The organism is Methylobacterium sp. SyP6R (assembly GCF_019216885.1).
In the GTDB taxonomy this organism is placed as follows: Bacteria; Pseudomonadota; Alphaproteobacteria; order Rhizobiales; family Beijerinckiaceae; genus Methylobacterium.
Window position 1 is genome coordinate 332,369 of the sequence record NZ_JAAQRC020000001.1, and the last position, 19,210, is coordinate 351,578.

At 69.9% G+C, this 19,210-nt stretch carries 17 protein-coding genes; 11 read left to right on the forward strand and 6 right to left on the reverse strand.

All coding sequences use genetic code 11. From position 1 onward, the window contains the following. Positions 1-453: 453 nt before the first annotated feature. Positions 454-951: a protein-export chaperone SecB gene (gene secB, locus HBB12_RS01555; protein ID WP_236987736.1), complete on the reverse strand. Its 498-nt coding sequence runs from the start codon at positions 949-951 to the stop codon at positions 454-456. Positions 952-1,429: 478 nt separating this feature from the next. Between secB and HBB12_RS01560 the strand changes: the two genes are divergently transcribed. The 9 genes from HBB12_RS01560 to HBB12_RS01600 all read left to right on the forward strand — a co-directional run bounded on the left by HBB12_RS01560 (position 1,430) and on the right by HBB12_RS01600 (position 12,077). Beyond that, positions 1,430-2,149: a Tim44/TimA family putative adaptor protein gene (locus HBB12_RS01560; RefSeq protein ID WP_236992629.1), complete on the forward strand. Its 720-nt coding sequence runs from the start codon at positions 1,430-1,432 to the stop codon at positions 2,147-2,149. 141 nt (positions 2,150-2,290) lie between these two features. Next, positions 2,291-3,511 (forward strand): murein transglycosylase A, encoded by a 1,221-nt coding sequence (gene mltA / locus HBB12_RS01565; protein WP_236987737.1) that lies wholly within the window; start codon positions 2,291-2,293, stop codon positions 3,509-3,511. Then, positions 3,508-4,104 carry a Smr/MutS family protein gene (locus tag HBB12_RS01570; RefSeq protein ID WP_236987738.1) on the forward strand — a complete coding sequence of 199 codons (597 nt, stop codon included), beginning with the start codon at positions 3,508-3,510 and terminating at the stop codon, positions 4,102-4,104. Before mltA ends, HBB12_RS01570 begins: the two co-directional genes overlap by 4 nt. A 521-nt stretch (positions 4,105-4,625) precedes the next feature. Continuing rightward, positions 4,626-5,939 carry a transcription termination factor Rho gene (gene rho / locus HBB12_RS01575; protein WP_093568657.1) on the forward strand — a complete coding sequence of 438 codons (1,314 nt, stop codon included), beginning with the start codon at positions 4,626-4,628 and terminating at the stop codon, positions 5,937-5,939. Positions 5,940-6,372: 433 nt separating this feature from the next. Further along, on the forward strand, positions 6,373-7,686 hold the full coding sequence (gene mnmE, locus HBB12_RS01580; protein ID WP_236987739.1) for a tRNA uridine-5-carboxymethylaminomethyl(34) synthesis GTPase MnmE: 1,314 nt from the start codon (positions 6,373-6,375) through the stop codon (positions 7,684-7,686). A gap of 86 nt (positions 7,687-7,772) precedes the next feature. Further along, complete coding sequence (gene mnmG / locus HBB12_RS01585) at positions 7,773-9,656, forward strand: tRNA uridine-5-carboxymethylaminomethyl(34) synthesis enzyme MnmG (RefSeq protein ID WP_236987740.1); 1,884 nt, start codon at positions 7,773-7,775, stop codon at positions 9,654-9,656. Continuing rightward, positions 9,653-10,309 carry a 16S rRNA (guanine(527)-N(7))-methyltransferase RsmG gene (rsmG, locus tag HBB12_RS01590; RefSeq protein WP_236987742.1) on the forward strand — a complete coding sequence of 219 codons (657 nt, stop codon included), beginning with the start codon at positions 9,653-9,655 and terminating at the stop codon, positions 10,307-10,309. Before mnmG ends, rsmG begins: the two co-directional genes overlap by 4 nt. Next, entirely contained in the window at positions 10,306-11,154 is an 849-nt protein-coding gene (locus tag HBB12_RS01595) for a ParA family protein (protein WP_236987743.1), read from the forward strand. Before rsmG ends, HBB12_RS01595 begins: the two co-directional genes overlap by 4 nt. A 35-nt stretch (positions 11,155-11,189) precedes the next feature. Then, positions 11,190-12,077: a ParB/RepB/Spo0J family partition protein gene (locus tag HBB12_RS01600; protein ID WP_236987744.1), complete on the forward strand. Its 888-nt coding sequence runs from the start codon at positions 11,190-11,192 to the stop codon at positions 12,075-12,077. Between the two features lie 55 nt (positions 12,078-12,132). Here the strand turns inward: HBB12_RS01600 and holA are convergent, their stop codons facing one another. From holA to leuS, 3 genes are all read right to left on the reverse strand, one after another. Then, on the reverse strand, positions 12,133-13,161 hold the full coding sequence (gene holA / locus HBB12_RS01605; protein WP_236987745.1) for a DNA polymerase III subunit delta: 1,029 nt from the start codon (positions 13,159-13,161) through the stop codon (positions 12,133-12,135). 27 nt (positions 13,162-13,188) lie between these two features. Beyond that, the gene (locus HBB12_RS01610; protein WP_236987746.1) at positions 13,189-13,725 is read right to left on the reverse strand and encodes an LPS assembly lipoprotein LptE; all 537 of its coding nucleotides are present in this window, start codon (positions 13,723-13,725) and stop codon (positions 13,189-13,191) included. A gap of 276 nt (positions 13,726-14,001) precedes the next feature. Further along, positions 14,002-16,593 (reverse strand): leucine--tRNA ligase, encoded by a 2,592-nt coding sequence (gene leuS, locus HBB12_RS01615; RefSeq protein ID WP_236987747.1) that lies wholly within the window; start codon positions 16,591-16,593, stop codon positions 14,002-14,004. A 182-nt stretch (positions 16,594-16,775) separates the two neighbouring features. Between leuS and HBB12_RS01620 the strand changes: the two genes are divergently transcribed. Next, entirely contained in the window at positions 16,776-17,459 is a 684-nt protein-coding gene (locus HBB12_RS01620) for a YggS family pyridoxal phosphate-dependent enzyme (protein ID WP_236987748.1), read from the forward strand. A gap of 13 nt (positions 17,460-17,472) precedes the next feature. Here HBB12_RS01620 and HBB12_RS01625 read toward each other — a convergent pair whose 3' ends face one another. Continuing rightward, positions 17,473-17,673, reverse strand: coding sequence for a hypothetical protein (locus HBB12_RS01625; protein WP_236987749.1), 201 nt, complete (start codon positions 17,671-17,673; stop codon positions 17,473-17,475). A gap of 175 nt (positions 17,674-17,848) precedes the next feature. Continuing rightward, positions 17,849-18,382: a L,D-transpeptidase family protein gene (locus HBB12_RS01630; protein WP_236987750.1), complete on the reverse strand. Its 534-nt coding sequence runs from the start codon at positions 18,380-18,382 to the stop codon at positions 17,849-17,851. A gap of 104 nt (positions 18,383-18,486) precedes the next feature. On the opposite strand from HBB12_RS01630, the gene HBB12_RS01635 reads away from it, so the two are divergent. Beyond that, positions 18,487-19,149 (forward strand): 3'-5' exonuclease, encoded by a 663-nt coding sequence (locus HBB12_RS01635; protein ID WP_236987751.1) that lies wholly within the window; start codon positions 18,487-18,489, stop codon positions 19,147-19,149. Positions 19,150-19,210: the final 61 nt, after the last annotated feature.

Genomic DNA, 19,210 nt, shown 5'->3' on the forward strand with positions numbered 1-19,210 from the left:
CTTCCGGACGCCGATCACACGATCGCGCCCCCATCGCCCGATCCGGGGGGGGAGTCCAGGGGGGACGGACTGGACCGTCCTGCGGTCACCTGACCCAGGGTTCGCTCGAAACGAGAGCACCCGCGCGACGATGAGGATCGTGGGGCCGGCAGCAAAGGGCGTGAGCGCCCGATGCCCGGGTGCGGAGGACCCGGCGGGCCTTGCGGCTGTTCTCGACCTCGCCATGGCCGGGCCGCGGATGGCGTGCCTTGAGCAGATTTCGCGAAAGTGGCCGCCGGTTTTGCGATAACAATCGGCGACAACACAAGGATCTCGGCGGGCGAAGCGCCGGTCCGCCAACGCAAGGCCGCTTCGTGCCGGCCTCGGCGGAGCAAGGGGAAACGGCCGCGTTTCCCGTGAAACACTTTTCCGACGACGCGCGGGCCGGGGAGACGGCCCGCGCGCGTGCCGGCGTTACGCGTTGCCGCCCTGCATCTGGGCCTCGGCGGCCTTCTGGCGGTAGAGGCCGACGAAATCGATCGGGTCGATGTAGAGCGGCGGGAAGCCGCCGTTGCGGACCGCGTCGGCGATGATCTGGCGGGCGAACGGGAACAGCAGCCGCGGGCACTCGATCATGACCGCCGGGTGCATCTGGTCCTGCGGGATGTTGCGCAGGCGGAAGATCCCCGAATAGGTCAGCTCGAAGGCGAACAGCACCTCGGCGCCGATCTTGGCATCGCCCTCGAGGCGCAGGTCGACCTCGAAATCCTCCTCGGCGAGCTGCCGGGCGTTGACGTTGACCTGGATGTTGATCTGCGGGCCCTGCTGCTGCGGCTGCAGCGAGCGCGGCGCGTTCGGGTTCTCGAAGGAGAGGTCCTTGGCGTACTGGGCCAGGGCGTTGAGGGTCGGCGTGACATCGTCGGGCTGCGCCGCGGCGCCGCCGTTACCGTTCGGGACCGGGGAATCGGCCATGGCGGAGGGTTCCTTCGAGGGCTGGACGTAAACGACGGGCCGGCGCGCGCTGGCGCGAAAAACGGCGCGCGCGACGGCGGCGTTGCGGCTATCATGCCCGCAACGCGTGAACAAGCAGAGGCGCCGATCATCCTTCCCGCGTCATGGCTCTCCGCCTCCTCGTGCCGACGGCCGGCCTTCCGTCCAGGACGACGCAGCAGGGGCCTCGGCGGCGGCGACATCCAGGGCGACGACCTCCTCCGGGCGACGACCTCTGCGGCACGAACGCCGCCTCCTCGCGCGCGGGCGCCTGGATACCGCGAGGCCCCGGCCCCATATCCGTCGAATGGCCTGCGACGCGGCGCCGGCCGGACGCTTGCCTTGCCCCGGTCCCGGTGCCAAAGCCGACGATGTCGCAAGCTGTGCCGAGGCGGTCAGGGATGCTCGGCGTGAAGCCGCCAAGGAAGCCGTCAAGAACGGATCGATGAACGGATCGATGATGCAGGACTCCCTCGACCTTACGACCCTCATCTTCCTCGGGCTTGCGGTCTTCGTGATCTGGAAGCTGCGCTCGGTCCTCGGCCAGAAGACCGGGAGCGAACGGCCGCCCTTCAACCCGCTGGCCCGGCGCGAGGAGCCGCCGGCCGCCCCCCGCGACGGCGACAACGTCGTGCGGCTGCCCGGCGCTGGCCCGGAGCGCGGCGGCGCCGCGCCGGTGGCGACCGCGGTGCCGCGCAACTGGAAGGGCGTGGTCGAGCCGAACTCGCCCGCCGCCCGCGGCCTCGACCTGATCCTCCAGCAGGAGCCGAACTTCGACCCCCGCGCCTTCACCGACGGCGCCAAGACCGCCTACGAGACCATCGTGACGGCCTTCGCCAAGGGCGACCGCAAGACCCTCAAGACCCTGCTCTCGCGCGAGGTCGCGGACGGGTTCGAGCGGGCGATCCAGGGCCGCGAGCGCGCCGGCCAGACCGTCGAGACCACCTTCGTGTCGATCGACCGGGCCGAGATCGTCGGGGTCGACGTGCGCAACCGCGTGGCTCAGGTCACCGTGCGCTACCTCTCGAAGCTGATCACCGCCACCCGCGGCCCGCAAGGCCAGGTCGTCGACGGCAGCCCCGAGAAGGTCGTCGACGTGACCGACGTCTGGACCTTCGCCCGCACGCTGGGCAGCCGCGATCCGAACTGGCAGCTCGTCGCCACCGAAGCCGGACAGTGAGGGCCGGGTAGTCGGACGCGACCGTCCGGCGGCTTGATCGGCCGCCGGCCCTCGACGACAATGGCGCGTCGCCAGAGCCACCTCGTGCCCTAGCGACACGTTCTCGAGCACAGCATTCCGGGGCCGGAGCCCGACAAGCCCATGCCGCCGGCCCTCTTCCCCCGATTCGCCGCTCGTCCCGCCGTCCTCTTCCTCGCCGCTCTCCTCATCGGCGGCGCCGATGGTGCGAAATCCGCCCCCTTGCGGGTCGGCGAGGCCCTGCTCGATCCCGTTCCCTTCAGCGCCTTGCCGGGCTTTTCCGGCGACGACCTCGCGGCCGCCCTCGCGACCTTCCGGGCGACCTGCGCGGCCCAAGCCGGTCCGGTCCTCGCCGAGGCGGCGCCGGGCGCGCCGGGCCAGGATCTCGCACGCCCTTGCGCCGCCGCCGCCGGCGTGCCGCCCGGGGGCGCGAAGGACTTCTTCCAGCAGTTCTTCTCCGCCTATCGCGTCCTGCGGCCGAACCACGACGCCGCGGCGGAGCGCGAGGCCGGCTTCCTCACCGGCTATTTCGAGCCCGAGCTTGCCGGCTCGCCGGTGCAGACCCCGGACTTCACCGTGCCGGCGCTCGCACGCCCCGACGACCTGGTCTCGCTCGAGCCCGGCGAGACCCGGCCCGGCCTCGATCCCACCTTGCGCGCCGCGCGCCGCGACGGCGACGCCTTCCGGCCCTATCCGGACCGGGCGGCGATCGAGGATGGGGCGCTCGGGCCCGGCGCCCGGCCGCTGCTCTGGCTGCGCGACGCCGTCGACCTCCTGGTGCTGCAGGTCCAGGGCTCCGGCCGGGTGCGCCTGCCCGACGGCCGTTCGTTGCGCCTGGCCTATGACGGCCGCAACGGCCGGCCCTACACTTCGGTCGCCCGCCTCATCGTCACCGGCGGCCACCTGCCGCTCGAAGGCCTGACGCTCGCCCGCTGGACCGGCTGGCTGCGCGACAACCCAGGCCTCGCCCGCGACCTGATCCGCCGCAATGCCTCCTACATCTTCTTCCGCATCGACGACGGGGTCCCGGAGGGCGCCGGCCCGCGCGGCGGGGCCGGGGTGCCGCTGACCGCCGGACGCAGCCTCGCGGTCGACGCCACCCTGTGGCGCTACGGGCTGCCGTTCTGGCTCGACGGGTCGCTGCCGGACCCGGAGGGCGGCACCGCGCCGTTGCGTCGCCTCGTGGTGGCGCAGGATACCGGCTCGGCGATTCTGGGCCCGGCTCGCGGCGATCTCTATCTCGGCACCGGGGCCCGGGCCGGTGCGGTCGCCGGCCTGCTGCGCGATCCCGCGCGCTTCGTGGTGCTGCTGCCGAAGCAGAATCCCGCGGGAGGCGCGCCGTGACCGAGCCGCGCCGTCCCCGCCGGCTGCGCCGTCTCTCCTCGGAAGAGAGCCGGCTCTGGGGCGAGATCGCCCGCCTGGTCACGCCCCTGCGCGGCCGGGCTTTGCCGTCCGTCCCCTCCCCTCCCCCGCCGCCGGAGCCGCCGCTCGCGCCCGCGCCGCCGGCCGCCCTGGTGCGGCCGGCCCGCCCGGCCCCGCGCGGTGCCCCCAAGAAGACCCCGAGCCCTCCGGCTCCGCCTCCTCCCGCGCCGGCCCTGCCGCCTTTGGCACCGCTCGAACGGCGGGTGCGCACCGCCCTGCGCCGCGGTTCACGCAGCGTCGATGCGTCGATCGACCTGCACGGGATGCGCCAGGCCGAGGCCCATGCGGCCCTGATCGGCTTCCTGCACCGCTCCCGAGCCTCCGGTCACGCCGTGGTCCTGGTCGTCACGGGCAAGGGAGGGGGCGATCCGTATTCCGAGCGCGGCGTGCTGCGCCGCAGCGTGCCGCATTGGCTGCGCCTGCCCGAGTTGCGCACCCTGGTGGTCGGGTTCGAGGAGGCCGCCCACCATCACGGCGGCGGTGGTGCCCTCTATATCCGCCTGCGTCGTCGCTGATCCGTGTGGCTCCGACCGCATCGCCGGTCACCCCGCTCATGGGGATACTGCGCCGTATTGGCGGAATACGTCGCTTGCACCATGGAGAAGCTTGAGCTCGCCGGACGGGCAGATGATCGGCGTGGTGGCGTCGAGGTTAGATCCGCCAAATGTTAATGCGGCGACGCGACGACTGCGCCGATAGTTCGCCCTGTTGAGGGCACAGCCGGAGCATCCGCGCCGGGTCCTTCGTCTCCTGCGGGGCTGCCGCTCCGCGCCTTTCCCCACTTTTCCCCACGGGGGACTTGAGTCGACGACGAGGACCCGTTACATAAAGTCGTTCCCTCCTCCATCGTCACGTCACGTCGCATCCAGGGCCCTCCGGCTCTCCCGCGCGACCTCCGGGACAATCAGGCGACGACTTCGCGACCGGTGCCCCTTTTTCGGTCACCCCGTTGCTTCCGCTCGATGCCGCATCCTGCGGCAGCCGGACTTGTCCCGACATGACGCCCCCCAGCTTCGCCCCCGCACCCCGATATCCCATGATCGAAGACACTCTCGCCCCGATCGAGACCCCGGCCGCCCCCGCCATGCGTGAGGTGAAGCTGCAGGATCTCAAGTCGAAGACGCCGACCGAACTCCTCACCTTCGCCGAGGAGGTCGAGGTCGAGAACGCCTCGACCATGCGCAAGCAGGAGCTGATGTTCGCGATCCTGAAGCAGCTCGCTGCCAAGGACGTCGAGATCATCGGCGCCGGCACCGTCGAGGTGCTGCAGGACGGCTTCGGCTTCCTGCGCTCCTCCGACTCGAACTACCTGCCGGGTCCCGACGACATCTACATCTCGCCGACGCAGATCCGCCGCTTCGGCCTGCGCACCGGCGACACCGTCGAGGGGCCGATCCGCGGCCCGAAGGACGGTGAGCGCTACTTCGCGCTGCTGAAGGTCAACACCATCAATTTCGAGAACCCGGACAAGATCAAGCACAAGGTCCATTTCGACAACCTGACGCCGCTGTTCCCCACGCAGCGCTTCAAGCTCGAACTGTCGGAGCCGACCCGCAAGGACTTCTCGCCCCGGATCATCGACATCGTCGCGCCGATCGGCAAGGGCCAGCGCGCCCTGATCGTGGCGCCGCCGCGGACCGGCAAGACGGTGCTGATGCAGAACATCGCCCAGTCGATCACCCTGAACCACCCGGAATGCTACCTCATCGTCCTGCTCATCGACGAGCGGCCGGAAGAGGTCACCGACATGCAGCGCTCGGTGAAGGGTGAGGTGATCGCCTCGACCTTCGACGAGCCGGCGACCCGCCACGTCCAGGTCGCCGAGATGGTGATCGAGAAGGCCAAGCGTCTGGTCGAGCACGGCCGCGACGTCGTCATCCTGCTCGACTCGATCACTCGGCTCGGCCGCGCCTACAATACCGTGGTGCCGTCCTCCGGCAAGGTGCTGACCGGCGGCGTCGACGCCAACGCCCTGCAGCGGCCCAAGCGCTTCTTCGGTGCCGCCCGCAACATCGAGGAGGGCGGCTCGCTGACCATCATCGCCACCGCGCTGATCGACACCGGATCGCGGATGGACGAGGTGATCTTCGAGGAGTTCAAGGGCACCGGCAACTCCGAGATCATCCTGGATCGCAAGGTCTCCGACAAGCGCATCTTCCCGGCGATCGACATCACCCGCTCCGGCACCCGCAAGGAAGAACTGCTGGTCCCGCCGGACTCGCTCAAGAAGACCTATGTGCTCCGCCGCATCCTCAACCCGATGGGCGTCACCGACGCGATCGAGTTCCTGCTCGACAAGCTGCGCCAGACCAAGAGCAACGGCGACTTCTTCGACTCGATGAACACCTGATCCGACCCGCCGGTCGCGATCTCCCGGACGTTGTCGCGCGGCGCCCCGAAAGGGGCGCCGTTGCTGTTTGAGAGATGGCTCGCGGCGTCTGCGCGGCCCCACGGTCTCCGAGAGGGCCATTGGTCCGCGGCGCCCCGGACCTCTTTTTCTCCCCGCGACCTCATCTTGAGCTACCGCGAAGCGGCTTCGAAGGAGGCGCCAGGCAGCTCCGAGACCTCTGGAGCCGTTCCTCGATGCCGCATCCACCGGCAGCACGCGGGAAGGCGCTCCGAACGGGAGGGAATTCCTTGGAGGTCCTGCCCAGTTCGACATGATCGGAGGCGCGTGTTCCGCGGCATTCGCCTAATCGGCACGATCGCCGGATCGTGCTAGCCACGGTCCGCGACGCCATCCCGGTGCCGTAACCCGGCCTCTGCCCTTCCGCGACTCCTCCATGCTTCCCCTCGACACCATCTTCGCTCCCGCCACCGGCCATGGCCGCACCGCCGTCGCGGTCGTGCGGATCAGCGGCCCGCAGGCCGGCCCTGCCCTCTCGGCGCTGATTGGGGTGCCCCTTCCGCCGGCGCGCCGCCTGTCGCTGCGCGTCCTGCGCGAGCCGGCTTCCGGAGACCTCCTCGATCACGCCTTGGTCGCCTGGCTGCCCGGACCCGGCACCGCCACGGGCGAGGACATGGCGGAACTGCACCTCCATGGCGGGCCGGCTGTGCGAGCGGCGGTGCTGCGCAGCCTCGGCACCATCCCGGGTCTCGTCCCGGCGGAGCCCGGCGCTTTTACCCGCCGGGCCTTCCTTAACGGCCGCATGGACCTGACCGGCGTCGAGGGGCTGGCCGACCTGATCGATGCCGAGACCGAGGCGCAACGGCGCCAAGCGGTGCGTCAACTCGACGGTGCCCTCGGTCGAGCCGTCGAGGCGTGGCGGGACGCCCTTCTCGGCGTGCTCGCCGGCACGGAGGCTGCCCTCGACTTCTCCGACGAGGGCGACGTCGATGACGAGGCTCTGACGGAGGCCGGGCGTGCTGTCGCGTTCGAGATACGCGACGCAATCCGGGCCGCCCTCGCCGATGGCCGCCGGGGCGAACGCCTGCGGGACGGGTTCACCGTGGTGCTCGCCGGTGCACCCAATGCCGGCAAATCGACGCTTCTCAACGCGCTCGCCCGCCGCGACGTCGCGATCGTCTCGGATATCCCCGGCACCACGCGGGACGCGATCGAGGTGCGATGCGATCTCGGCGGACTACCGGTGCTGCTGGTCGATACGGCGGGGTTGCGCGAGGGTACCGACGCGATCGAGGTGGAGGGCGTGGCGCGCAGCCGTCGCCGCATCGATCAGGCCGATCTGGTACTCTGGCTGCGCGAGCCGGGCGGTGATGCTCCCCCTCCCCTTTCCGTGCCCACGCTCGTCGTCGCCACCAAGGACGATCTATCCGCCTCGTCGCCCGACGGCGCGATTGCGATCTCGGCCCGGACCGGCAGCGGGCTCGACCGTCTCCTCGCCGAGATCGAGCGCACTGCCGAGACGTCTCTCGGCAGCGGCGACGCTCTGGTGACGCGCGAGCGGCAGCGACTCGCCCTCGAACGGTGTCTTCACCACCTCGATCGCGTCGTGACTCATAGAGCCGAACTCCCGGCCGAACTGGTGGCGGAGGATCTGCGCCTCGCCATCCGCGCTCTCGGCGAGGTGGCCGGGCGCATCGGTGTCGAGGAGATGCTCGATCGGTTGTTTTCCAGCTTCTGCATCGGCAAGTGAGCCGCCCGGGGTCGTGTTTTCACGTGAAACGCGGGACGGCCCGAGAGCGTGATTGACGCCGCCGCCGGGCATCCCCTAATCACCTCATGCTCTCCCACGATTCTCCCCCCTACGACGTGATCGTCGTCGGCGGCGGCCATGCGGGCGCCGAAGCGGCCGCCGCCGCCGCGCGTTACGGTGCCCGCACCGCCCTGGTCACCCATCGCCGCGATACGCTCGGGGCGATGTCCTGCAACCCGGCCATCGGCGGCCTCGGCAAGGGCCACCTCGTGCGCGAGGTCGATGCCCTCGACGGGCTGATGGGCCGGGTGGCGGATCGGGCAGGGATTCAATTCCGACTGCTCAATCGCCGCAAGGGACCGGCGGTGCGGGGACCACGCACCCAGGCCGATCGAAAGCTTTACGCCCGGGCGATGCAGACGCTTCTGAGCGAGACGCCGAACCTCACCATCGTCGAGGGCGAGGTCGCGGATCTCACCGTCATCGAAGGTCGGGTCGTCGGCGCAACGCTCGCCGATGGACGCGCCCTCCCCTGCCGCGCCGCGGTCCTCACCACCGGGACCTTCCTGCGCGGGCTGATCCATATCGGCGAGGTCACGACGCCGGCCGGACGGATCGGCGAGAAGCCGGCGCTCGGCCTCTCCGCGACCCTCGATCGCCACGGCTTCGCCCTCGGTCGCCTGAAGACCGGTACGCCGCCGCGCCTCGACGGCCGCACCATCGATTGGCACGGGATCGACAAGCAGGCGGCCGACGACGAGCCTGTGCCGTTCTCGACTCTGACCGAGCGGATCACCACGCCGCAGATCGAGTGTGGGGTGACCCGGACGGGCCAGGCGGCGCACGACCTGATCCGGGCCAATCTGCATCGCTCGGCGATGTATTCCGGCGGCATCACCAGCCGCGGGCCGCGCTATTGCCCGTCCATCGAGGACAAAGTGGTTCGCTTCGGCGACCGCGACGGCCACCAGATCTTCCTTGAACCGGAAGGCCTCGACGATCCGACCGTCTATCCGAACGGCATCTCCACCTCCCTTCCCGAGGAGGTGCAAGCCGGCATCGTCCGCCTGCTCCCGGGCTGCGAGCGGACGGTGATCCTGCGCCCGGGCTACGCGATCGAGTACGATTACGTCGATCCGCGCGAGCTCGACCCGACGCTTCAGACCCGCCGCATCGCCGGCCTGTTCCTGGCCGGCCAGATCAACGGCACCACCGGCTACGAGGAGGCGGCCGGCCAAGGGCTGGTGGCCGGACTCAACGCCGCCCGTTTGGCAGGCGCCGCCGATCTCGCGGTGTTCGACCGGGCCGAGTCCTATATCGGCGTGATGATCGACGATCTCGTGACCCACGGGGTCAGCGAACCGTACCGCATGTTCACCTCACGCTCGGAATATCGACTCAGTCTGCGGGTCGACAATGCCGATGAGCGCCTGACCGGTCGCGGTCTCGCCCTCGGCTGTATCTCGTCGGCTCGGGCTGCCCGTGATGCGGCGCGCCGCGAGGCGCTTCAGGACGCTCGCCGGACGCTGGAGAGCTTGAGCCTCACGCCCACGGAGGCGCAGCGCTACGGCATTGCCCTCAACCGTGACGGCATTCGCCGCTCGGCCTTCCAGTTGCTCTCCTATCCGGAGATCACCTGGGACCGGCTCCTGGCAGTCTGGCCGCAGCTCCGAGACATCCCCCCTGCCCTGGCCGACCGTGTCTGCACGGATGCGACTTACGCGGTCTATCTCGACCGGCAGAGGGCCGACATCGCGGCCTTCCGGCGCGATGAGGCGGTGGTGCTCCCCGCGATGCTCGATTACGGCAGCATCGCCGGGCTCTCGAACGAGTTGCGGCTGAAGCTCGGGACAGTGCGTCCCCTCACCCTCGGCCAAGCTGCCCGCATAGAGGGCGTCACTCCTGCCGCCCTCACCCTGCTCGCTGCCCATGCCCGTCGCGGCGCTACCGCCGAGGTTCCGGCCGAATGACCAAATCCCCGGTGACGAAGTCTCCTTCCGGCCGAGACGCCGTCCTGCGAGATGCGGGCGTTTCACGTGAAACAGCCGCTGCCCTCGATCTCTACGTCGCCCAGCTCACCCGCTGGCAGTCGATCAAGAACCTCGTCGGACCCTCGACCCTGGCCGAGGTCTGGACTCGGCACGTCGCGGATTCGCTTCAGCTCCTGGCCCTCGCCCCCGATGCGACGCGTTGGCTCGATCTCGGCAGCGGCGCCGGTATCCCAGGCCTGATCCTGGCGATCGCCGGGCGCGACCGTCCCGGCTTCCGCGTCGACCTCGTCGAGAGCAACGGCCGCAAGGGCGCGTTCCTGCAGGAGACGGCGCGCCTCACTGGCGCACCGGCCAAAATCCACGTCGCGCGCATCGAGACGGTGATCGCGGGCTTCACTGATTCGCAGATCGTGACTGCCAGGGCTCTCGCGCCGCTTTCGCAGCTTCTCATCTGGACCGCACCCTTGTTGAAAAATGGCGCGATCGGGCTTTTTCCGAAAGGGCGTGATGTCTTAACCGAATTGACCGAGGCCGAGGAAAGGTGGAGATTTGCCGCGGATCTGATCCCGAGCCGGACCGATTCTGATGCCAGAATCGTCCGCGTCTCCAGCGTGAGCGGCCTTCTCCCATGATCGCGGACCCCCCCGAGTCGCAGGCGAGCGGCAGCCCGCGGCCCCTGCGCATCATCGCGCTCGCCAACCAGAAGGGCGGCGTCGGCAAGACCACGACGGCAATCAACCTCGGCACCGCCCTGGCGGCGATCGGCGAGCACGTGCTGATCGTCGACCTCGACCCGCAGGGCAACGCCTCGACCGGCCTCGGCATCGACCGGCGCCAGCGCCGCCTCTCGACCTACGACGTGCTCGCCGGCGAGGCGCCCCTCACCGAGGCCGTACAAGCCACCGCGGTGCCGCGTCTCTCGTTGATCCCATCCACGATGGACCTGCTGGGCCTCGAAATGGCGATGGCGAGCGCGCCGGACCGGGCACAGCGCCTCCGCCGGGCCCTGGAGCCGCTCGATCTCGGCGACATGCCGGAGGATCAGCGTTTCACCTACGTGCTGATCGACTGCCCCCCCTCGCTCAACCTGCTGACCCTCAACGCCCTCGCGGCGGCGCATGCGGTGCTGGTCCCGCTGCAATGCGAGTTCTTCGCCCTCGAAGGATTGAGCCAGCTCCTGCGTACCGTCGAGCAGGTCAAGGGCGCTCTCAACCCGCGCCTGGCGATCCAGGGCGTGGTGCTGACGATGTTCGATCCGCGCAACAACCTGTCGGCGCAGGTGGTCGCCGACGTGCGCGAGTTCATGGGCGACAAGGTCTACGAGACCATGATCCCCCGCAACGTGCGCGTCTCCGAGGCGCCGTCGCACGGCAAGCCGGTGCTGCTCTACGATCTCAAATGCGCCGGCTCGCAGGCCTATCTGCGGCTCGCCTCCGAGATCATCCAACGTGAGGGCCGTCTTCCGGCCGCCGCCTGAACCAGCGTAATGGAGTCGATGAGAGGATGAAGGGTATGGCGGAGGAGGGAGCGCGGCCGCGCCTCGGGCGAGGTCTCGCGGCGCTGATCGGCGATTTCGGCGAGGAGACTCCCGCGGCCGCCGAGAAGCCGAAGGCCGGCCAGAGGCGCGTGCCGATCGAGTTCCTGCGGCCCAATCCACGCAACCCGCGTCGCCATTTCGCCGAGGCCGAGCTCGAGGAGCTGTCGGCCTCGATCCGCACCCGCGGTGTAATCCAGCCGATCGTGGTCCGGGCGCTCGCCAACGTGCCCGACGCGTTCGAGATCGTCGCCGGCGAGCGGCGCTGGCGGGCGGCGCAGCGGGCCGGCCTGCACGACGTCCCGGTGGTCACGGTCGAGATCGACGACCGCACCTCGCTCGAATACGCGATCCTGGAGAACGTCCAGCGCGCCGATCTCAACGCCATCGAGGAGGCGGCGGGCTACGAGCGGCTGATGAGCGAGTTCCGCTACACCCAGACCGAGCTCGCCGAGATCATCGGCAAGAGCCGCAGCCACCTCGCCAACACCCTGCGCCTGCTGCAATTGCCGCCCGGGGTGCAGGACCACGTGATAACCGGCACGCTCACCGCCGGCCATGCAAGGGCGCTCCTCGCCGTCAAGGACCCGGAGGGAATCGCCCGCCGGGTGATCGAGGACGGGATGACGGTGCGCGAGGTCGAAGCCCTGGCCGCCGGCGAGCAGACCGGTACCGGCCCACGCCCGGGCCGTCCGCGCAAGGCGGCTGTGGAGAAGGATGCGGATACCCGCGCCCTCGAGCGGCGCCTGGAGGAGGCTCTCGGGGTCGTGGTGTCGATCGAGGCCAAGGGCGCCGGCGGCGAGGTTCGCTTGCGCTATGCCAGCCTCGATCAGCTCGACGGACTGTGCCGGCGCCTGGAAGCGTAAGGATCGCAAGGCCAAGCTTCAGGCTCGGCCTTGGAATGAGAGGGGAGGGGGCGCGTCAGCCCCTTCTCGCCGCTTCGCTCGCCAGACGCAGGAAGAGATCGGCCGCGATGGCGTGCGAGAAGTCGCCCCCGGCCCGGCGGGCATTGAGCACCGCGTCTTGCAACAGCGAGACCGCCCGACGTAACGAGGCCGGGCTCCAGCGGGCGAGTTGCGTCTCGACGATCTTCTGACGCCGGAAATGCAGGCCACGCCATCCCGCCACCATCGCGCTCGGGCTCTTGCCCTCGCCATCGAGGCGGGTGGCGAGAAGGGTGAGCGCGTGGCGGAGCGCTCCGCCCAGCATCACCGAGGCGTCCATGCCCTCGATCTGGAAGCGCCGATAGCTGCGCTCGGTCTCGGCGATCCGTCCGGCAAAAGCTGCATCGATCAGCGCGTTGAGCATCGATCCGGAAACGTCGCTGCCGATTGCCTCGACATCGTCGATGCCGATCTCGCCCTGGCCGCGAGCGTAAAGCGCCAGCTTCTCGATCTCGCCGAGGCTCGCCCGTCGGTCACCACCGAGGCCGCTGGCAAGCAGGTCGCGGGCCTCGCGGGTGATGCGCAAGCCGTCCGCCCGCAACGTTTTGTCGATCAGGTCGGCGAGGGTGCCGGCATCGTCCGGGTAGCAGGGGATCGCGAGCGCCCGTGGCGAACGTTCGCAGATCACGCGCAAGGGCGCCGACTTGGCGAGATCGCCGGCCTCGACCACGATCCGCGTGTCGGCGCTCTCGTGCTTGAGGGCGGCGTCGACCGCCGGCGCGTAGTTGCGGCTGCCAGGACGGACCCAGACAGCCCGCTTGCCGCCGAACAGCCCGACGGTGGCGGCTTCGTCGACGAGGCGGCCGGGATCGCTCGCCAGCACGTCGCCGTCGAGCTTCACCAGCGCGAAGGGGTCCGAGGGATCGTCGACCGCCTTCTCGGCCAGGAGGCGGGCACGCTCGGTCACGAGACCGGTATCCGGGCCGTAGACCAGGATCACGGCGATGCGCGGGTCGGGGCCGCGGCGCAGCAGGCCCTCGACCTCGCCAGCCTTCACGGCGGTCACGACAAGCCTCCGGCGGTCATCATGCGCTCAGGGCTGGGTCGCCAGGATCGCGGCGACGCGTGTCTTGATCTGGTCGGAAAGGAGCTTGGCCAGCCGGATTTCGGCATCCCGGGCGGCGCGCAGGCTGGCGAAGCGCTGGGCCGAGCGGTCGTAGGTGGCGGTCCCTTGCGCGACGCCCTCGGTAATGGTGCGGTCGCCGGAGAGCGTCTGGACCTTGTAGGAGGCGGTGCCGACCAGCGTCGCGGCTTCCGCCCGGCCGGTGATCGAGCTGACGATCGGCGTCTGCACCGTCTCGCTCGCCGCAAGGGTCAGGCGATACTTCTTCTCCGCCGGCGTCCCTGAGCCGTCGAGGTCGAAGACCAGCTCGCTGCGCAGGTAATGACCGAGGCGCTCCTGGCCCTGCGCGGTCTTGGCCGGCTCGACCTGGATCGAGGCGAGCACGGCGCTCAGGGGCGCGCCGGAGGCGGTCGGCCCGTAGAGCGGCCGGAAGCAGGCCGAGAGGCCGAGAGCCAGGGTGGCGACGAGAGTGAGGTTCCGCGCCGTCTTCGCCGTGCTGCCTGCCATGAAGGTCCGTCCTGCCACCGCTTGATTCGTCACCGCGACGCTGACGCGGTTACCGCTACGCTGAGGTTCTGCCAAGGGGTTCTGCCAAGTGGAGTGAACACGCCCCGCGGGCTCCCAGGATAGAGCCGGCGATCTAAAGAATCTCTGCGGCGACAGCAGGGCCGTCGGCCGGTCGGATGGTGGAAATCGGGCATAAGACGACCGGAGTGAAAACGAGAAGGGCCCGGCGATCGGGAGATCGCCGGGCCCTCGTCTCTATCAATCCGTCACGCCCGCTCAGACCACGATGTTGACGATGCGCAACGGCACCACGATCACCTTGCGGGGCGGCTTGCCTTCGAGCGCCCGCTGAATGGGCTCGAGGGCCAGGACCGCATCCTGCACCGCCGCCTGATCGGCATCGCGCGGCACGGTGACGTCGGCGCGCTTGCGGCCGTTGATCTGCACCGGCATCGTGACGCTGTCCTCCACCAGCAGGTCGTGACGGACGGACGGCCAGGAAGCCTCCGCCACCAGGCCGTCCTGCTTGAGCGCCGTCCAACAGGCCTCGGCGAGGTGCGGCATCATCGGGGCGATGAGCTGCACCAGGATCAGCGTTGCTTGGTGCAGGGCAGGGGAGGGGGCATGGCCGCGCTCGGCATTGACCGCCTCCTGCAGGCTGTTCGCCAATTCGTAGATATGGGCGACGCAGCGGTTGAAGCGCAGGCGCTCGATGTCGTCGCCGACCGCCGCCAGCGCCTTGTGCGCCGCCTTCAGCGCGGCCTCGCTGCCGGCGGCAGCGGGTTCGGAACCGCCTTCCGCGATCTCGCTCACCATGCGCCAGACGCGCTGGACGAAGCGCGACGCGCCTTGCACGCCATCCTCGGTCCAGATCACATCGCGCTCCGGCGGCGAGTCGGAGAGCATGAACCAGCGGGCGGTATCGGCGCCGTAGGAGGCGATGATGTCGTCTGGATCGACGACGTTCTTCTTCGACTTCGACATCTTCTCGATCGCCCCGATGGCGATCGGCGCGTCGGTTTTCACGTGAAACGCTTTGCGCGTTCCATCCTCGGTTACCAGCTTGACGTCGACCGGCTGCACCCACGCTCCGGCCTCGTCGCGATAGGTCTCGTGGACGACCATGCCCTGCGTGAACAGGCCGGCGAAGGGCTCGTCGAGCCCGGCCCAGCCGGTCTGGCGCATCGCCCGCATGAAGAAGCGGGAATAGAGCAGGTGCAGGATCGCGTGCTCGATGCCGCCGATATACTGGTCGACCGGCAGCCAGTGATCGGCCACCGCCTTGTCGGTCGGCGCGTCCGTGAGCCACGGGGCGGTGAAGCGGGCAAAGTACCAGGACGAATCGACGAAGGTGTCCATCGTGTCGGTCTCGCGGCGGGCCGGCTTGCCGCAGGACGGGCACGGCACGTTGCGCCAGGCCGCATCGCGCTCCAGCGGGTTGCCGGGCACGTCGAACGAGACCTCCTCCGGCAGCCGCACCGGCAGGTCGGCGACCGGCACCGGCACGACGCCGCAAGCGTCGCAATGGATGACCGGGATCGGGCAGCCCCAGTAGCGCTGGCGCGAGACGCCCCAGTCGCGCAGGCGGAACTGCACCCGGCGCTTGCCGACCGAAGCGCCGTCGAGGGTCTCGGTCTCCAGGCGATCGGCGACGGTCTTGAACGCCTCGTCGGTGCTCATCCCGTCGAGGAAGCGCGAATTGATCATCCGGCCGTCGCCGTCATAGGCGGTGTCGGTGATCGTGAAGGCGGCGGGATCCTGGTCCGGCGGGCAGACGACCGGCGTGTTGCCGAGACCGTACTTGTTGGCGAAGTCGAGATCGCGCTGGTCGTGGGCCGGGCAGCCGAACACCGCGCCGGTGCCGTACTCCATCAGCACGAAATTCGCGACGTAGACCGGCAGGGTCCAGGACGGGTCCAGGGGGTGGCGCACCCTCAATCCGGTGTCGAAGCCGAGCTTTTCCGCCGTATCGATCGCAGCCTGGGCGGTGCCCATGCGCCGGCACTCGGCGATGAAGTCCTGCAGGGCCGGGTTGTCCTTCGCCACCGCGGCGGCAAGCGGATGGTCGGCGGCGACTGCCAGGAACTTGGCGCCGAACAGCGTATCGGGCCGCGTCGTGTAGACCGTGACCTCGGAGCTTGCGCCCTCCGGCACCGCCTCCAGGGCGAAGCGCAGCTCCAGCCCTTCCGAGCGGCCGATCCAGTTGCGCTGCATCAGCCGGACCTTCTCCGGCCAGCGCTCCAGCGTGTCGAGCCGGTCGTCGAGGTCCTGGGCGAAGTCGGTGATCTTGAAGAACCACTGGGTCAGCTCGCGCTGCTCGACGAGCGCACCTGAGCGCCAGCCGCGCCCGTCGATCACCTGCTCGTTGGCGAGCACGGTGTGATCGACCGGGTCCCAGTTCACCTTGGCGGTGCGGCGCGAGACCAGCCCGGCCTTCAGGAAGTCCAGGAACATCCGCTGCTGGTGCTTGTAGTAGTCGGGATCGCAGGTCGCGATCTCGCGGCTCCAGTCCAGCGACAGGCCCATCGATTGCAGCTGCGCCCGCATCGTCGCGATGTTGGCGTAGGTCCACTCCCGCGGGTTGACCTTGTTCTGCATCGCGGCGTTCTCGGCCGGCAGGCCGAAGGCGTCCCAGCCCATCGGATGCAGGACGTTGAAGCCCTTGGCGCGCTTGTAGCGGGCGACCACGTCGCCCATCGCGTAGTTGCGCACGTGGCCCATATGGATGCGCCCCGACGGGTAGGGGAACATCTCGAGCACGTAGTATTTCGGGCGCGGATCGTCGTTGCGGGTGCGAAAAATCTCCCGCTCGGCCCACACCTGCTGCCAGTGGGGCTCGGAATCCTTCGCGTTGTAACGTTCGGCCATGGCGGCGTCTTTGCGACCGGTCGGCGCCGGCGCCGAGAGCACCGGCGGCAGGGATGAAGGGAAAACGTCACGGCCGCAAACGGTTGAGCTTGCTCGGCGCGGCGCCGGCGGACTAGGACACGGTTTGGTCCCGAGGGTCAACAATCAAGCAAGGCGGCGCGCCGCCGGGAAGGATAGCGGTCATGATCGACCCGCAGACCGTCGTGGCGAACCTAACCGAGGTACAGGGCGAGATCGCTCGCGCCGCGCAAGACAGCGAACGCGATCGGGCAGACGTCGCCCTCATCGCCGTGTCGAAGACGATTGCCGCCGAGGGGATCCGCCCGGCCCTGGCTGCGGGCCAGCGGCTGTTCGGCGAGAACTACGTGCAGGAGGCCAAGGCGAAGTGGCCCGCCTTGCGCGAGGAATATCCGCAAGCCGAGCTGCACCTGATCGGCCCGCTGCAATCGAACAAGGCCCGCGAGGCGGTGGAGCTTTTCGACGTGATCCATACCCTCGACCGGACCTCGCTCGCGGCGGCCCTGGCGAAGGAGATTCAGCGCAGCGGCCGGCACCCGAGGCTGCTGGTGCAGGTCAATACCGGCGAGGAGCCGCAGAAGGGGGGCGTGGCGCCGGGCGCGGTCGATGCCTTCCTGGCCGAGTGCCGGGACACGCACGGCCTCACCGTCTCGGGGCTGATGTGCATCCCGCCGGCGGCGGATCCGCCCTCGGCGCATTTCGGCTTGCTGGCGGCAATCGCCCGCCGCCATGCCCTGCCGATCCTGTCGATGGGGATGAGTGCCGACTACCCGGCGGCCATCCAGATGGGCGCGACCCATGTGCGGGTCGGCAGCGCGATCTTCGGGGCGCGCCAGCCGCAGGGCTGACGCGCAACCTCAGTCAGTTGGCGTGCAGGCAGCGGATCTCCTCCCGCGCCTGCTCCAGGAAGCGGACACGGTCCTCGTCCGTGAGCAGGATGGGAGAGTTGGGCAGCCCGTCGCGATAGCGGGCGCCGAAATCCCAGAGGGTACCGCGCGCGCCCTCCGCCGCGTGGATCTGTCGGGCACGAACGATCTCGGTCGCGGTGTAGGCGTCGAGCATGCGTCTCTCCCCTGCGTCCGATAAGGCTTTTGTGTGGCAAGCCAGACCCTACAGGATGTTTTCGCGCTGCGCGAGTGTGGCAGCGTTACCAAAATGAAAGAGTTTTTTGTGCTCCGCAGCATGATTCGACGAGAAGATCCCGTCGAATTGTTCGCGTTGCCGGAGAACAGCTTGCCTAGATCGTGAGGCGGGTGCCGGGCCCGAGGCGGCGCAGGAGCCGGACCAGGTCGGGGCGGCGCAGGGCCACGCAGCCCTCGGTCGGCCGGAAGCCGGGGCGGGCGACGTGCAGGAAGATGGCGCTGCCGCGTCCGGGACGGATCGGGCCGCGATTGTAGTCGAGGTCGATCACGAGGTCGTAGAGCCCGTCGTCGCGCCACATCGCCTCGGCGCTGATGCCCGGGGCGGGGAGCGGGATCGGGCGGTTGTAGCGCCGGTCGTAGGTCTCGTCGCACCAGCCGTCGCCAGGGCGGATGCGGCGCAAGGGGAGGAGGGTCGCGGGCCGACCCCCGAGCCGGTCGGGCCGGTAGAAGCCGCCGCGCAGGCGAAAGGTCCCGCGGGGCGAGGCGCCGTCGCCCTCGCGCTTCCGGTGGGTCTGGCCGCCCTTGCCGAGGGCGCAGGGAATCAGCACCGGGCCGGCGATCAGCGTGCCGCGGCGGCGGTCGAGGGGATCGGGGCGGACCCGCAGGTGCCGGAGGGTGGTGCGCTTCATGAGCACCGTCTTACGGCGCCGTCGCGGGACCCGTCGAGGGGAGCGTGACAGGAGGCGGGGTCCGGCGGAGAATGGCGCTGAGACCCCGTATCCGAGCCGTCGCCATGCCCGAATCTCTCTCCGTCCTCGATGCCGTCCCGGACTGGCTCGGCTGGCTGCCGCCGCGCCTCGTCGCGGTCGATGTCGAGACGACGGGGTTGTCCGGAGCCGACCGGGTGGTGAGCTTCGGCGCCGTGGCGCTCGCCACCGCCTCGCTGGCCACCGGAACGCCTGAGATCGCCTGCCACCACCTGATCTTCGATCCCGGGCGGGCGAGCCATCCGATGGCCGAGGCGGTGCACGGTTACGACGACTGGCTCCTGCGCCACCAGGACCCGGTGGGCGCCCATGCGGGCGCCCTGGCGGACCTCCTCGCCGGGGCCGACCTGATCGTGGCCCACAACGCCGCCTTCGATCTCGGCTTTCTCGACCGCGAGCTGGCCGCCGCCGGGCTGCCGCCGGTCGCCGCCAAGGTCTACTGCACCATGGAGGCCTATCGCCGCCGGGGCGAGAAGGGGAGGGCGGCCCTCGACGCTGTGTGCCGGCGCATCGGCATCGCCCGGGTCGGTGCCCGCCACGGTGCGCTGGAGGATGCCTGGCTGGCGCTTCGGGCCTATCTCTGGCTCCAGGCCTGCCCGGTGGCGGTGGCGCGCCCGGAACTTGCCGCGCCGAGCAACCTGCGCCCGGCTCCGCCGCGCCCGGACGGCCCCTTGCCGCCCCGTCCGTGAGCCGGCGGCCGTGGACAGGCCGGTCCCCGGCCCTTGCCGCGGCTTGGCGCTCCGCTACTCT